The sequence below is a fragment of the Paenibacillus silvae genome (assembly GCF_014639235.1).
GTDB classification, from domain to species: Bacteria; Bacillota; Bacilli; order Paenibacillales; family Paenibacillaceae; genus Paenibacillus; species Paenibacillus silvae.
The window spans coordinates 48171-63689 of the sequence record NZ_BMFU01000017.1 but is presented as its reverse complement, the minus strand read 5'-3'; the positions used below and the strand labels follow the sequence as shown (position 1 = coordinate 63689).

Below are 15519 nucleotides of genomic sequence, written 5' to 3'. Positions count from 1 at the left end.
TGATTAAATTAAATAGATGGGTCGCTGTTAGATATTTTTCCACCTTTGTCTAATAGAGCATTAGCGGATTGCTTATAAGCTTCATATTTTTCACTTTTTATAAAACTATCAGTGACGATTGCAACTTCTTTACGAGTCACTTGTTTCTTAGGATTAAACTGACCATTATCAATAGTTAGCAACTTAGCATCGATAGCCGCTTGTACATAAGCCTTAGCCCACGTGCTAACCTCTTCTTTATCAGAAAAGGTTAGTTTGTCACCTTTTCCGATAATACTTGTTTGTGTAACACGAACCAGTATCACTGCCAATTCTTCTTTAGTGATCACATCGTTAGGTCTGAATTTTCCTGAGGAACCGGTAATTACACCTAATTTTTCAAGAGCATCAATGTACTTTAACCCCCAGCTGTCAGAGCTTACATCCTTAAAACTATTATTAGGGCTATCAGAAAGCTTTAGATTCAAGGATCTAGCTAAAATAGCCGCTACTTGGATCCGAGTTAACTTCCCATCCAAATTCAAATCACCGCTTTGATTCCCTGTCAATATCCCCTTCTCCATAAGCTCTTTGACTATAGTCTGTGTAGCGTTTGGTGCTACTTTTTCATCTGCAGCGTATACAGCTGCTTGACCAGCGAATGAAGTCGCCAAAAGAGTAGATGAAAGTACATACTTTGTGATTTTATCCTTTTTTCTTTGCAAAATGTTCATCCTCCCAAGTTAACTATGTATGTTTACTAAAAACATCTATACTATTATAGAGGATTATTCCAATCAATTCCTGTAATGCAAGTGTAGTTTTGTGATTTTATTACATTTTTTTATATTTAAATCTCTTTATATACTATACTTGCCAATATTCGAAGTGATAATTTGTAAAAAATGGATTCTGTCGTGTGTTTCCTTATACAATGGAAGCAGCCGCGTACGGGCATGCCAAGGATCGCAAGGTCTACGGTCATGCGCTGGTTCAGATTTTAATCCAGGCTGGTACCTAAACTTGTTATCCTACTGTAAATGAATTGGAAGCATTTTTGGCATGTACAGTTATATAGTACTGATAAATTCATCAGATTTGTTCCATTGTTTGCATGCCTGCCATTCCATATAGTGATATACAGGACCACTATAGCCTGGACAAACATCGGTTCTCTATTACTATACCAGACGTTGTGCTTTTTTTCTCAAATGGCCGAACGGATGCTTAGCTTATACAACAAGAGAGGTAATTCCCATGAAGAAAAGAAACATTCTGATCTATGTGCTGCTTGCCTTTGCTTTATCCATCACCTTAACTGTACTGTCTCGCGTTAGTGACGATAGCGGTGTATCACCAAAAGGTACTTCGGCTTCCGAAATCTCATGGCTTCGCATGAACAGTCAGCCTTAAAATGCGGAAGCCACTCTATTATAAACGCGACTTGGGTACAAAACGTTCCACGAATGTCATCTCTACGGAACATTTCCAATCCATACTCCATTTACTGACTAGGGCACGTCTGAAAACGCTGAAGGAAGCCAATTTTGCTGAATTTTCGTTCCAAGCCAGGAAGTTTTCCGCTAGCACTGATGGTGAATGCACACCAACAGAGATATCTGCCTGGAAGCAGCTATTGATGACGAGGGCTATCTGAATGGGCAGCCAAATGGAGTTTATGTTGTTGCAGAGAAAATCAGCAACGAGGATTAAAATAATTAAGGACTCTGAAATCATTACCATTCCAGAGTCCTCTCACAACGTCGAACGAAGTTACAGCGTCTCGAGCGCAGCGTTTTTCAAACTATACTTATGAAAATATGATCCTGTAGAGCCTCAGTCCTGTTCCTTGTCCGGTTTGACCGATGTGTGTGTGCTGGACTCATTAGATGAATCATCCTTCGCGCCGCTCTCCCTCGCCTGAATCTCCTCCATCCGGCTGGACACCTTCTGATACAGATACGAAATACCCAGCAGCAGCAGGCCAAAGCTGAAATAAGCAATGATTTTGCTGCCTGCCGTCAACAGACTTACATCGTAAAACACCATCTTGCCTGTGGCAAACAGCGTCAGACCCAGACCGAGGCGCCGGATCATGACGTATTTTCGACGGAACCCGTACGCAATATAGAGAATTGCCAGCACCAGATAGATCAGGCTGAACATCAGCCCGATATCGCCCCACTGGAACTGAATGGTCAGGAACACCGTAATAACACCCAGCAGGTAGATCCCCGCAATAACAGGATACCACTCCACACTTTTGAACTGACCACGGATGCCTGCAATGAGCAGGTCACGCCCGGCAAAGAATACACCTACGTTGAAAATAATCAGCACGATGAGCCCGACAATCTCGGCTGCCGTATGCTGCTCAACCCCCGGCTGCAATGCCGGCATCGTCAAGGTAACCGCCAGTGCAATACAGCATCCGACTGCGTGCAGGAAAAGGGTGTACCTCTGCAGGAATGCGTCACGAAGCACCTTCACTTTACCCAGCCCATACGCCAGTGCAATCGTCAGTGCCGCAAACATAAGCAGCTTGTAGAACATGTATAACAGGAAGGTCTCATCCACAGCCCTGACATACAATTCATTCGACTCGTAGAGTACGTATAACCATACGTTCACCAGGGTCGCAACCCTGAAGCCTTCCAGGAAACCGCGTTCCCATGGAGCATAATTGATCCTTTGCCCATTTCCCGCGGAGGAGCCGCCCCGCAGCGCCCAAGCATAGTAGAGCGTGATCAGCAATGTGCCGAGCGTAAGACTGGAGTATTTCAACATGAAGTAAGACTGTTCCCCTACAAAGAATAAAGACAGCAGGTCATATTGTACAAAGATCACAATACACAGCAGCACGATGCCCCAGCCCGCACGCTCGACTGCCTTGAATTTTCTGAAATGTCCAAACGTAACAAGCAGCACACCTTCAATCAGCCAGCCCATCGACAGCCATTTCGAACCAAACTGGAACGGTACAAGCAGAATCGTAAAGGTGAGCGACGTAAGGTAGAAAAGCAGAATTGTCTGCTTCTCCTGTGCCATATGTCGTTGAACAAACCTCGCAAGTCCAAGATAGACGAGGGCAAAAATAACAGCAAGCAAGCCCTGTGCATCATTCCAGCCCGCCGCATCAAGCAATACATATAGAACAAGACAACTCAAGCTCGTATTCATCGCTAACAAAGCAAAATCCCACCAGGTCAGCTTCACCCGATGTTTAAACGGATACGCCAGCGTAATACCCAGATACAGAGCAAAAGTCACCACAGAATACAGCATACCCACCTGTTCACTCGGCGACAGCCACAGCAGAATCAGCATGGATGGCGCGTGAAACAGAAAGCTGATATAGTGCACCACCGGCCATCTCTGCCCGAATGAAATAAAGACAATAATGCCGTTCAGTAATAACAGATAGATCATCGCGGTATAGACCGCTGTGCCTTCCAGTCCAAACGTAAACAAATAAGAGAAGAAGGGCAGATACCCGCCTACTAGACCAAAAGAACAGATCGTCTTCGACTGATACCGCAAGGACAGCAGGACGGACACAGCCGACACCAGCACAGATAAACCCAGACCTGTATACAGCCCGATAATATGCAGCAGGAAATAACTGTAGAAAATCGAACCAGACAGCACAGATATGCCTCCGCCGAGCAGCCCCATTGCAAATGTTTTCTGTTTGCGCCGAAACAGCAGCTCACCGCCCACAAGCATTAATATGCCGAGCAGAAAAAAGCCCGCGCCCTTCATCTCATCGCTAAACCACGTCGAATACGAGTATCGGAAGGCTGCGCCAACCCCCAGAATCAGGAGCAGTATCGCCACCTTGTTAATCCAGCTCAGCCCGATTCGCATCTCCATCCGGTTCTGCTTGATCCGGCGCTGGATCGTCTCTTCACTCAGTTCTTCTTCCGCCATCTGCTCATAAGCATGCTGCATCTGGCCGCGCACAGCCTCGGCTCTCTCCCATACTGCCTGCTTGTGCGATTCGATACGTGCATTCACCTCGGTTGCCAGATAGGCAATCCGCTCCTTCATCTCCGCTGCATCCTCCTGCAAATGCTGGGCAGCCTGATTGAAGAGAGCATTCAGATTGGACTTGGTGCGATGCTCTAAGTAGCTGATTTGGTCGTTATGTACTACGGTTTTCCCTTGAAAATATGTCTCCATCTTCTCCCGGGATACCCGGATCAGATTCAGCTTCTCGTCCAGCATCTGCTCGGACAAAGCCATGCGAAGACGCGCATTCTCCTCTTCCATCTTGCGTGCACGCAGTTCAAGCTGCTGCAGCTTGAGCTTCTGGGCTTCAGTCTGTTCCAGCAGCTGTTCATTACACACAATGAGATCATCCGACTGGTATTCTTGCAGCAGCGCCTGATATTCCTTCGCCAGCTGTTTCTGCTGAGCCTGAACCTGCTCAAGCCGATCCTTAAATTCCTTCATGGACTTCCTCCATTGGTTGTCATAAGATGTTTTCCTATATTTTACTATACTTATGTCAAAAATTGAGGTTTTCATGATAACTTTCCATCCGGTCCACTTCTGGGCCTGCTACATACAAAAGCACCAGCACTCCAGGTCCGTGATATCACAGATGCCGGAAGATGCTGATGCTTGTTTATTGAAGCTGTATAGGTTGATCTACAGATTGTACACAACCCACTACGATGACCGAACAACCTTTCTCTACTATAGAAGGTAGTAGAAAGTAATTTTCCTTATAGCCTTCTTAGTGAGTTGCTTTAGGGATTGGTTTTTTTAGAAATACACCGTAGGACAGTGCACCCAGAAGCAGCAAGCCTGCGCCAAGTAAAAATACATTATTAAAGCTGCCTGTCGTGTCCAGGATGTATCCGGTTACAACGGGAGCAAGCGCAGCGCCCAGGAATCCGCCAAAGTTCTGTATCGCACCCAAGGAGGCTACTTGTTCACCCGGAGCAATATCTGCAGCCAGTGTCCATATTACACCTGATGGCAGCTGAGAAGCAAAGTACCCTACAGACAATAAAACGATGCTCACGACCGTACTGTCGATGAACGGGATAGGTGCTACTGACGCTGCGGCCAGAATGGCTCCACCAACGATCGGAACCTTGCGTGAGGTCACTGCATTTACCCCTTTTCGAATGAAAAAGTCCGAGATTAATCCGCCCAGCAGCACGCCGATAATTCCGGCTACGAATGGAATCGATGCAATCCAGCCCGTCTCCTTCAGCGTAAAGCCCTGCTCCTTCTCCAAATAGCTTGGCAGCCATGTCAGGTATACCCAGATCGTAAACATAATACCGAAGTTTCCGATGATCATAAACCAGGTGCTTTTGTGTTTGAACAAAGAACCCCAGTTTGCTTTGGGAGCATCAGCGGTTTTTGCTTTTTCCGTACCTTTGCTCTGTTCAGCTGCAGCCTCCGGCCCTTTGATCAGCTGCTTTTCGGCAAATGTCGGATCACGATACACCTTGAGCCAGATCAGCATAATAATCAGACCAATGACACCGACAAAAATAAACATACCTCTCCACGTCATCGTTAACATTAGAACCGTCAATAGCGGCGGTGCGATCGCATTCGCAATCTGTGAACCCGTGTTAATAATCGAGGTTGGCAGTCCCCGCTCACTTTTGGCAAACCAGCGCTCGGTTACCTTCAGACCAGAGGTAAAGAAAGGTGATTCAGATACACCCAGCAGCATACGCATCGCGTATAACAGAGAGTACGTATTGGTAAATGCACTCAATATGGTAGCTATAGACCACAGTCCAGACGCCCAGGTAAACATTTTTTTAGGTCCGAACTTGTCCACGAGCCAGCCAGCTGGCAGATTAGCCAATGCATAAGGCCATAAAAAGGCGGATAACAGCAAGCCCATCTGCGTGGAAGACAGCCCAAATTCTGCTGCTATCGTTGTATTTGCAATGCTTAGATTGGATCTGTCCAAATAGTTTACAACGGCACCCAGGAGTAATAATAAAATGATGCCCCATCTCAAACCTACTTTTGGTGCTTGAGGTACCGAAGCAGGGGATGGCGATGGTTTTAACGTTGCCATGGAAGTCACACTCCTCAACATATATAAATATTAAATTACTCAAATTATATATAATGAATAAATATGGAAATTATAGGTTTGAATAAGCCCTTCTGTTCCCCAGTAAGGGGAAGGTTTTACTGAAGTATACGTTTTCATAACTGGGTAAAATCGCTTTATTGCTCTACAGCTGTCCCAACAAACTCCCCCTGCCTGCTCACAACGATCAGCTTAGTGCAGCACCCTGATCGCTGTGAGCTTCGTTTACACGTGCACGGGTATCTGATCTGCTTGAGCCAAATTAGCGCGCAGCAGCTACAGCCTGCAAAAACTCTTCAGCAGCCTTTGTTACTCGTCCGTAATCACCGGATTCCTTGGCAGCTTTGGTGATATAACTGCCGACACCAACGCCAACACAGCCAGCAGCAAGCCACTCATGCACATTTTGCGGCGTGACCCCACCCGTAGGCGCGATCGCAGCTTGAGGCAGAGGCGCAGACATCGCTTTCACATACTGTGGCCCTACAGCTTCCGCCGGGAACAGCTTCACGATATCCGCTCCCGCTTCAAGCGTCTCTACGATCTCCTTGGCAGTGAACGCCCCACTGACTGTTACTGCCTGGTAACGGTTAGCCACCTTGATCATATCGGGGTTGAGTTGAGGACTTACCAGCATTTCTGCTCCAGCCAGTATAGCCGCTCGCGCCGTTTCCCCATCGAGAATTGTACCTGCACCGATCAGAATACCTTGGGAAGCATATTTACGTGATAAAACCTTGATAACATCGAGTGCTCCCGGTACACTCATCGTAATTTCAAGTGCCCGGATTCCTCCTGCAATTGCTGCTTCTGCAACGGATAGTGCCTCTTCTTCACTTTCTGATCGAATAATCAGTACAATGCCGGTTTCGGCAATGGTCTTCATGTTCTCCAGCTTACGCCACATATCTGTATCCCCCTTAACTCATATGTCTTGTTTCTATTAATCTGCACTTCCATAAGCCTACTCTTGTCTTTGCGGATACAAGCGATCACCGCTGTAGCCCAGCTGACCTGAAAGCTTCCATGCGGCTTCTTTAACCAGCTTTACAATGCTGGCCTCACGTTCCGGGGTCATGCCGGAATACATGCTAGCTACACTGATTGCAGCCACAGGCTCGTCCCACTGATCATAGACAGCAGACCCGATACAGTACATCTCCAGATGATCCTCACGGTCATCAATAGAATAACCGCGCTCACGAATCTCCTGCATGTCCTGCAAAATATCGGGAACCGTCACTTTAGAATAGGATGTACGCGAAGGAATCTCGCCTTCTCCCAAAATCTCCAGCACCTTGCTGGTCGGAAGAGCTGCAAGCAACGCCTTGCCAAGCCCGGTAGTATGCATATACCGCCGGGAGCCCAGCTTGGCTGTTGGCCGCATCACTGAATAACTCTCCGCTTTGTCCAGATATACGATCCGTCCCTTATCCTCAATGCCAAGAAAGGCCGTGCTGCCTGTCTGACGATTCAATTCCTGAAGCAAAGGCCGGGCCATATGAGGAACGCCCATATTAGACAAATAAGCCATGCCTGTCTCAAACACCGCAATACCCAAGCGATATGTCTTGAGACGTACATCGTCCATTTCAATAAACCCTTTGTGCAGCAAGGTCTGCACGAGTTCAAACCCGCTGCTCTTGGGCATGTTCATCTGTTTGCATATTTCATTCAGTGTTAACGGAGCACCACTCTTGGCAAATAAAACGAGTAAATCTGCTACACGCTCCGCAGATTTATTCATGCGAATATTGTCCATGTTATCTCCTTCAAATTCTTCGACGTCGAAGTTCGCATATGTGAACTTATTTCACATCACCGAACGATGCCCTCATTATAGATCAGCCGTTCAGAAAAGATCAACCGCTTTCTCAAAATTTTTTTCTGAATTCTTTTTCCCCGAAAGGGATTGTTTTTCCGAGAGAAACAGTATAGTCTAAAAGCAAATGTTCACCAACGCGAATCTAGTTCGTATATACGAACCATAAACTTAAAAGTAAAATTCATTCTTGATCGATATGATCCTGAAATTCTGTAGGGGGAAGTGCGCATGAAACCTGTACTGATTTTTCTCATCGGCTCCGCTGGCTCGGGTAAATCAACCATTGGCAAGAAGCTGGCTACCGAGCATCACTTTTGTTACTTGGATAAAGATGTTTTGTGTAACACGTTTACGGGCAAACTGCTGGAGACGCAAGGGTATTCCCCTCATGATCGTGACGGCAACACCTATTATCGCGATATCGTGATGGATCTGGAGTACGAAACGTTACTAAACGTGGCCAACGACAATCTGCAACTGGGCAGATCGGTTATTCTGGACGCGCCTTTTGTTGGTTATTTTCATAAAAGCGATTACATTGACGGGTTGGTTTCCAAGTACGGGTGGGAACAGGTCATTCCTGTTGTGCTCCGGGTCGATGTAAATATGGATGTGCTTGAACAGCGCTTGCGAAATCGAGGGTTGGAGAGGGACAGATGGAAGCTGGAGCACTGGGATGCTTTTGTGCAAGGAATAAAGGCTAACGTCTGTACGTGGGAAAATATACAGCTGATCTCTGTAGATAACAGTTCAGAGGAGCTGGATTTGGAACAGCTGACTTCTCAGCTGCCCTTAGCTGTAACTTCTCTTGGTTCTTAGGATCATAACCTGGACAGGAAAATATGGATCTGACACCGGTATGAATACCTATATCCATACCTATAACTTACCTATACAACAGCAAAAAAGTACACAGAGAGCAATTGCCCTGCTGTGTACTTTGGTGTTCTATAATCATATTTTCAGCAAAGACTGCACAGCCCCACTGTTCCCCATTGCTGTGAATCTAGCTTTTATTTGCTGTATCACTTGTATCTACTTTGCCGCTTTCATCTGTTGATTCAGGCTCGATGAGCTGTGTTGTATTCGGGTCCAGCCAGCTGGCAATCATACCGCGTACATATTTTAGATCGTCTTCAGACAGATCGTAGTACCAGGTACCGCTGCGCATCTTCCCGTCGCCTTTCAGCATGTAATTACTGATGGTTGGTGCACTATCCTTCATATATAGAGACTCGGCAAAATTGACAATAAAATCCGATGTCATATTGGTTGTGAAATTCGATCCGGCAATCTGGATGACGTCTGGAATTTTGGTCAGATTTTTGACCTCCAGCGCACGATTCATGAATGCACTCAGAAATATCCGGTGACGCATTGTCCGGTTAAAATCGGAATCCTCCCGATAGCGTACATACCCCAGCGCCTCTTCGCCGTTATAGATCGGTTTGTTGGCTTCAACGAACAGCTTCTCATGTGCTTTATTTTTGTTCTCGATGTTTTTCTTGATCGGCAGCTCAACGCCCCCGACCGCATCGACGATATCCTTCAAGCCGTGGAAGTTAATGGCCGCATAGAAGTCCACCTTGTTCTCCAGCAGCTTCTCTACCGTATCCATCGCCATCTTCGCTTCGCCATGAGCATAAGCCGAATTGATCTTGGACTTCACATCACGACCCACGATTTCGGTGTAGGAGTCACGCGGAATGGACAGCAGCAGCACTTTATTATCCTCTGGACGCACGACCGAATAGATGATTGTATCCGAACGGCTTGGCTCGTTATCTCGTTGATCAATACCTAGCAGCAGTAGTGAAAAAGGTTCGGTATGCTGTACAACAGGAGCCTCTCGATCACCAACGCCTTTATAGGATTTGTCCAGCGCTTCCTTTACCGTACCTGCGGCGAACATATTAAAACCCAGCCTGACAAGTTCCTTTTGATAGATAAACCCAAGTCCCCCCAGCACAATCAGTATGCTGAAAGTGATGATCAGAGGTTTCTTCCATTTCTTCTTCGGTTTCTTTGGCTTCCGGCGAGTTAAATGTGCAACACTGTTCTCCATCATATCTCCTTTATAATAGCGGTTTCTTCATTCATTTAACTATATTAATAACACCTTTTCAATAGATTACGTTATAATCGGCTATACAATATCAGACATAGAAGGAGCGATGAACGATGGAGTATCGACGTTTAGGCAACAGCGGTCTGCGGGTCTCCGCACTGGGACTGGGCACGAATGCATTTGGCAAAAGGGCCGATCAGGCCACCTCCACCCGCATTATTCATGCAGCGATGGATCAAGGCATCAACTTTATCGACACCGCCAACATCTATGCTGGCACAGAATCAGAACGAATTATCGGAGAGGCCCTTGCCGGTCGTCGTGAAAACGCGGTGCTTGCAACCAAAGCCGGCTTGCCCCGGCATGATGGTCCTCATGGTCGCGGCTCCTCGCGCTACCATCTCCAGCAAGAGCTGGAACATAGCCTGCGGCGTCTGCAAACGGATTATGTTGATCTGTACCAGATCCATACCTTTGACCCGCATACCCCGCTGGATGAAACCCTGCGCACACTGGACGACATGATCACGTCCGGCAAAGTGCGCTATATCGGCGCCTCCAACTATGCCGCCTGGGAGCTGATGAAAGCGCTCGGCATCAGTGACATGCGCGGTTATGCACGCTATATCTCCACACAGACCAGCTACTCCCTTGCCGATCGCACACCCGAGAATGAACTCGTTCCCATGTGTCTGGATCAGGGAGTAGGCATTATCCCGTATTTCCCGCTGGCTGGAGGTATTCTCACGGGCAAATATAATGGACAAGCCAGCGTGCCGGCTGGCTCCAGGGCAGAGACCGATCCGTCCTTTAACCGTTTCCTGTTAGAGCACAACATCAAGCTTAGTGAACAGGTGAGTGCCAGAGCAGAAGCATACGGCTGCTCTCCAAGCGTGCTGTCTCTGGCCTGGTTGCTGACACGCCCCGCAGTATCCACGGTTATTGTTGGTGCGACACAGACCAAGCAGCTTGGGCACAATCTGGCCAGCCTGGAGTTAAAGCTGCCGCATGAGCTGCTGTCCGAACTGGACCAGCTTAGTGAGGACTTCCGCCACGGCGAGCCGTTTGCAGCTTATCGGCTGGAATAGATGGTCATACCAAATAAACCTTCCTGCCTTACGGATTCCGTAAACAGGAAGGTTTATTCTTTTTTTCGTCATTTTTCGCCAAAGCTATAAAAAAATTTAATGCATGAGAACACGCTGTTACTTTCATTCAATTGCAGCAGCTTAGTGACTATCTAAAGATAAGTATTATTGATCCGTTTTGTGTCGAATAAATTCCTGCATAATTTCCATGTAGCCATCTTTGCGCTCAGCCAGAAGCTCAAAGAAATTTTTGTCTGATTCTTCAACAAGATTCATGCCTTCGATGGCCAGTCTTGTGCCTTCAGGGGTGGTTGTAATAATATTTGCCCGTGTATCCGTCTGATGACGAGCACGTTTAATATATCCCCGCTTTTCAAGGGTGCGAAGAACCTGGGAAGTCACGTTAACATCCACATTGGCGAACTGAGCAATCTGAACCTGGGTAACTCCCTTGCCTTCAAAGTCACGCTCATTAAGCCATAAACAGGAATGCAGTAAAATAAATTGCGGCTGTGTCAGCTCAAGCGGTTCCAGCACCCGCCGCACTTCCTTTTGCCACATCGTAGTCACCTGCCATAACAGGTATCCTGGACTATCTTGCGGATTGGTGTATCGTGAGCTTTTCATTCTTATACCTCCGTGATGTACGATCTTGTGAAGCTGAGATGTATCTCCATCGTATAACAAGTCTGTTAGTAATAACGCTTCGGAACATACATCCGTTGCATCTTTACCATGTTATATTTTGAAATAATAACCTTATTTATCGTGTAGGAATAAACTGTTTCACCCATTGACCAAATCCTTGTGGATTTCGACTCTGGATGAGAACCGTGCCCTCTCCGCGGAAGCGGCAGACCAAGCCTTCCCCACTGGTTACGCTGGACAACCAGCCTTGGGATGCTTTTTCAATGCGATAATCCATGTATTGAGGCCAGGCTACCAGATGTGCATTGTCCACAATAACCTCTTCGCCAGCGGCCAGATGTATGGGATGGATCGCACCATAAGAGGACAGGAAGACCGTGCCCCGTCCACTGATTTCAACGATAAAGAAGCCTTCTCCGGAAAAAAGACCCTTCTTCAGATTTTGCATTTTGGTGTTCACCTGTATCCCCTCGGTTCCTGCCAGAAATCCATCCTTCTGTACATAAAGAGAATAGGAACCCTCCAGTTCAATAGCCTGCACATCGCCCATTGCAGAAGGGGAAAGCAATATCTCGGCAGAGCCTCCCGCTGCTGTTAGCTCTTGGAAGAAAAACTTCTCTCCGCTCAGCATACGTCCGAATCCGGCAAACATGCCGCCCTCCGCGGAACCCTTCAGATCAACCGTCGGTGTCATGGACACCATAGCTCCGCTCTCAGCCTTGAAACGTTCCCCGTGCTGCAACTCCACCTTGAGCATAGCAAATGCGCCATCATATAAAATTTCATACCTCATGGTTTGACCAGCTCCTTGTCGTTGTCAGTATTAAAATCATTGAGCCCGTTATCCTCCAGAACTGCTGCTTTGTCTCCATACTCCTTGATGATATGCTGATCCCCCCAATTACAAAGAGCGTTCAGAATCGGCTCCAAACTCCATCCGTATTCACTCAGCTCATACTCTACTTTGGGCGGGACCTGATTGTATACAATTCGGTTGACAATGCCATCATCCTCCAGCTCTCTAAGCTGCTGAGTGAGCATCTTCTGGGTAATTGCAGGCATTATTCGTTTCAGATCGCTGGTACGTTTCTTTCCATGTGTCAGGTGACAGAGAATAACACACTTCCATTTGCCGCCAATCACCTCCAGCGTTGCTTCTACCGAAATATTATATTTTTTACGCTCCATCAGCGTTTTCCTCCTTGTTCAATACCTCTATCGGCGTCTAATCCGGCTAGTGTACAGGCACTAAAAAGTACGTAGGGTACTAAAAAGTACGTACTATTCTTTCCGCACCGAATAATTCATAATAGCATTTGCCGATAAGCAAATCTACATGCAAGGAGTTGAGCAAGACATGCATCATGAAACAAAACGAAGCACATGGGCGCTGCTGGCTCTGGCGATCAGTGCTTTTGCCATTGGTACAACCGAGTTCATCAGTGTGGGACTGCTGCCGCTAATTGCAGACGATCTTCACATTACCGTAACTTCAGCGGGTCTGACCGTGACCATATACGCTCTAGGTGTCATGTTTGGTGCTCCGGTACTAACGTCACTGACATCTGCCATATCCCGAAAATCGTTGCTAATGATCATTATGCTGGTCTTTATCGCAGGTAACACAATCGCTTCACTATCAACCGGGATTACGATGCTGCTCATCGCACGGGTCATATCCGCTCTGGCTCATGGTGTGTTCATGTCCATTGGTTCCACCATAGCAGCAGACCTGGTCCCTGCTGACCGCAGAGCAAGTGCTATTGCGATCATGTTCTCGGGACTGACCATCGCGACGGTAACCGGCGTTCCTTTGGGTACATTTATAGGACAGCACTTTGGCTGGCGCACTGCCTTCATTCTGATTGCAGTTGTCGGTATTCTTGCACTTGCAGCCAATCTGCTGCTCGTACCCTCTACCTTAAAGCGCGGGACCCGTACAGCCCTTCGCGATCAGGTGAAGCTGGTGACGAGCGGACAGCTGTTGCTTGCCTTTATTATTACTGCTGTAGGCTACGGAGGCACCTTCGTGGTGTTCACGTATCTGTCTCCGCTATTGCATGATATCAGCGGTTATTCGGACAAAACAGTAGCTTTCATTCTGCTGCTGTACGGCATTGCTATTGCCATCGGCAATATCATTGGCGGCAGGGCTGCCAACCGCCATCCATTAAGGTCACTTCTGTACATGTTCATTGTACAGACCGTCATACTGGGGGTGTTATACTTCACGGCACCCATTAAAACTGCGGCATTACTGACTATTTTCGGCATGGGGCTGCTTGCCTTTATGAATGTGCCAGGTCTGCAAATGGTTGTAGTCACACTTGCGGAACGCTATGCACCACAGGCCAAGGATGTCGCCTCTGCTTTTAATATTGCGGCATTTAATGCAGGTATCGCCATCGGCGCCTATCTTGGCGGTGTGGTAAATGACTCCATTGGTTTGATCCATACCACCTGGGTGGGTGCATTAATGGTGCTCGTTGCGGCAATCCTGACCCTATGGGCCAGATTTCTCGAAGGAAAAGTCACAACAACGAATTCGCTGCAGGCCGGCTGAGTTCAAACGCATCAAGGTCTCAGATACATCTGCAAAAGCACCTATCTCGTGGTTGTCGAGATAGCCTTCATAACAGGAACCGGTTTCATATGTTAATTTCGACTATATACGTTACTATATACGTTGAATGCTATTTGATCTACTATAGTTTGATTTTGTATCATGAAATTTTGGCAAATTCACTTTAAATGGGAACATTCACAGAATACAAGGAGGATATATCATGAACACAGCACAACATCTACAATCTACAACGACATTGCATAACGGGATTCATATGCCTTGGTTTGGTCTGGGTGTCTTCAAGGTCGAAGAGGGACAAGAACTGATCGATGCGGTAAAACAAGCCATTAAGCACGGGTACCGCAGCATCGATACTGCCGCCATATACGGGAACGAAGCCGGTGTAGGACAGGCTATTGCCGAAGCACTTCAGGAGAATGGACTGAAACGCGAAGACCTGTTCATCACCTCCAAGGTATGGAATGCAGATCTTGGATATGAAGAAACCCTTGCTGCGTTTGATACAACGATGAACAAACTCGGACTGGAAGTGCTGGATCTGTATTTGATTCATTGGCCCAAAGCCGGCAAGTACAAAGGGGCTTGGAAAGCGATGGAGGAGTTGTACGCTTCCGGCCGAATTCGGGCCATCGGCGTGAGCAACTTCCAGATTCACCATCTGCAGGATTTGATGCAGGATGCACAGGTTAAACCGATGGTAAACCAGGTTGAGTATCACCCGCGTCTAACGCAGGAAGAGTTAAAAGCATTCTGTGAGCAGCACGGGATCCAGCTTGAAGCCTGGTCACCATTAATGCAGGGGGAATTGCTGGACAACCCGGTACTGACAGAGATCGCTTCATCCAAAGGCAAATCGGTTGCCCAGATTATTCTGCGCTGGGATCTGCAGAATGGCGTAGTGACCATTCCAAAGTCAACCAAAGCGCATCGGATTATCGAGAATGCCGACATCTTCGACTTTGAGCTATCCGCGGAAGAGATGCAGCGCATCAGCTCCCTGAACGACAATGTACGTGTAGGTCCGGACCCGGATAACTTTGATTTTTAAATTGTAATGTACACAAGGTTCAATCTATATAGGGATACGCTGTTACACCCATATAGTGATACATTCATACAGTGATACAGTCATGGCTAAACTGTCACACAAAGTCGATTGTTCTTCAATCGGCTTTGTTTTTTGTTCCATCTGTCATATTTCTTCGCAATTTCATGCAGGCGAATCCTGGCTTGTTTAATTTCCAACTG

The 15519-nt window shown here is 47.1% G+C and carries 14 protein-coding genes; 5 read left to right on the top strand and 9 right to left on the bottom strand.

Annotated elements, in window-relative coordinates:
* Positions 1-8 precede the first annotated feature (8 nt).
* Positions 9-704 (bottom strand): S-layer homology domain-containing protein, encoded by a 696-nt coding sequence (locus IEW26_RS27695; RefSeq protein ID WP_188594739.1) that lies wholly within the window; start codon positions 702-704, stop codon positions 9-11.
* 532 nt (positions 705-1236) lie between these two features.
* On the opposite strand from IEW26_RS27695, the gene IEW26_RS27690 reads away from it, so the two are divergent.
* Positions 1237-1392 (top strand): hypothetical protein, encoded by a 156-nt coding sequence (locus IEW26_RS27690; RefSeq protein WP_167434045.1) that lies wholly within the window; start codon positions 1237-1239, stop codon positions 1390-1392.
* A gap of 423 nt (positions 1393-1815) precedes the next feature.
* On the opposite strand, the gene IEW26_RS27685 is transcribed toward IEW26_RS27690, so the two are convergent.
* The 4 genes from IEW26_RS27685 to IEW26_RS27670 form a co-directional block, all read right to left on the bottom strand.
* The gene (locus tag IEW26_RS27685) at positions 1816-4434 is read right to left on the bottom strand and encodes a DUF2339 domain-containing protein (RefSeq protein ID WP_188594738.1); all 2619 of its coding nucleotides are present in this window, start codon (positions 4432-4434) and stop codon (positions 1816-1818) included.
* Positions 4435-4720: 286 nt separating this feature from the next.
* A complete protein-coding gene (locus IEW26_RS27680) occupies positions 4721-6037 on the bottom strand; it encodes an MFS transporter (RefSeq protein ID WP_188594737.1) in 1317 nt (438 codons plus the stop codon).
* A 280-nt stretch (positions 6038-6317) separates the two neighbouring features.
* The gene (locus tag IEW26_RS27675) at positions 6318-6962 is read right to left on the bottom strand and encodes a bifunctional 2-keto-4-hydroxyglutarate aldolase/2-keto-3-deoxy-6-phosphogluconate aldolase (protein WP_111271244.1); all 645 of its coding nucleotides are present in this window, start codon (positions 6960-6962) and stop codon (positions 6318-6320) included.
* Positions 6963-7019: 57 nt separating this feature from the next.
* Positions 7020-7817, bottom strand: a complete 798-nt coding sequence (locus tag IEW26_RS27670; RefSeq protein WP_111271245.1) for an IclR family transcriptional regulator — start codon at positions 7815-7817, stop codon at positions 7020-7022.
* Between the two features lie 291 nt (positions 7818-8108).
* Here IEW26_RS27670 and IEW26_RS27665 point away from each other — a divergent pair, with 291 nt between their 5' ends.
* Positions 8109-8699, top strand: a complete 591-nt coding sequence (locus tag IEW26_RS27665) for a P-loop nucleotide/nucleoside kinase family protein (protein WP_188594736.1) — start codon at positions 8109-8111, stop codon at positions 8697-8699.
* A 187-nt stretch (positions 8700-8886) separates the two neighbouring features.
* Here the strand turns inward: IEW26_RS27665 and IEW26_RS27660 are convergent, their stop codons facing one another.
* A complete protein-coding gene (locus IEW26_RS27660; RefSeq protein ID WP_308423576.1) occupies positions 8887-9948 on the bottom strand; it encodes an LCP family protein in 1062 nt (353 codons plus the stop codon).
* A gap of 113 nt (positions 9949-10061) precedes the next feature.
* On the opposite strand from IEW26_RS27660, the gene IEW26_RS27655 reads away from it, so the two are divergent.
* Entirely contained in the window at positions 10062-11036 is a 975-nt protein-coding gene (locus tag IEW26_RS27655) for an aldo/keto reductase (protein ID WP_188594735.1), read from the top strand.
* A 165-nt stretch (positions 11037-11201) separates the two neighbouring features.
* Here IEW26_RS27655 and IEW26_RS27650 read toward each other — a convergent pair whose 3' ends face one another.
* The 3 genes from IEW26_RS27650 to IEW26_RS27640 form a co-directional block, all read right to left on the bottom strand.
* Positions 11202-11663 (bottom strand): MarR family winged helix-turn-helix transcriptional regulator, encoded by a 462-nt coding sequence (locus tag IEW26_RS27650; protein WP_111271249.1) that lies wholly within the window; start codon positions 11661-11663, stop codon positions 11202-11204.
* Positions 11664-11799: 136 nt separating this feature from the next.
* Positions 11800-12477, bottom strand: a complete 678-nt coding sequence (locus tag IEW26_RS27645) for a TIGR00266 family protein (RefSeq protein WP_188594734.1) — start codon at positions 12475-12477, stop codon at positions 11800-11802.
* The gene (locus IEW26_RS27640) at positions 12474-12872 is read right to left on the bottom strand and encodes a winged helix-turn-helix transcriptional regulator (RefSeq protein WP_188594733.1); all 399 of its coding nucleotides are present in this window, start codon (positions 12870-12872) and stop codon (positions 12474-12476) included. The genes IEW26_RS27645 and IEW26_RS27640 overlap by 4 nt, the downstream gene beginning before the upstream one ends.
* 169 nt (positions 12873-13041) lie before the next feature.
* On the opposite strand from IEW26_RS27640, the gene IEW26_RS27635 reads away from it, so the two are divergent.
* Together IEW26_RS27635 and IEW26_RS27630 are read left to right on the top strand one after the other, a co-directional pair.
* The gene (locus IEW26_RS27635; RefSeq protein WP_188594732.1) at positions 13042-14247 is read left to right on the top strand and encodes an MFS transporter; all 1206 of its coding nucleotides are present in this window, start codon (positions 13042-13044) and stop codon (positions 14245-14247) included.
* 223 nt (positions 14248-14470) lie between these two features.
* Entirely contained in the window at positions 14471-15319 is an 849-nt protein-coding gene (locus IEW26_RS27630) for an aldo/keto reductase (RefSeq protein WP_188594731.1), read from the top strand.
* Positions 15320-15519 lie beyond the last annotated feature (200 nt).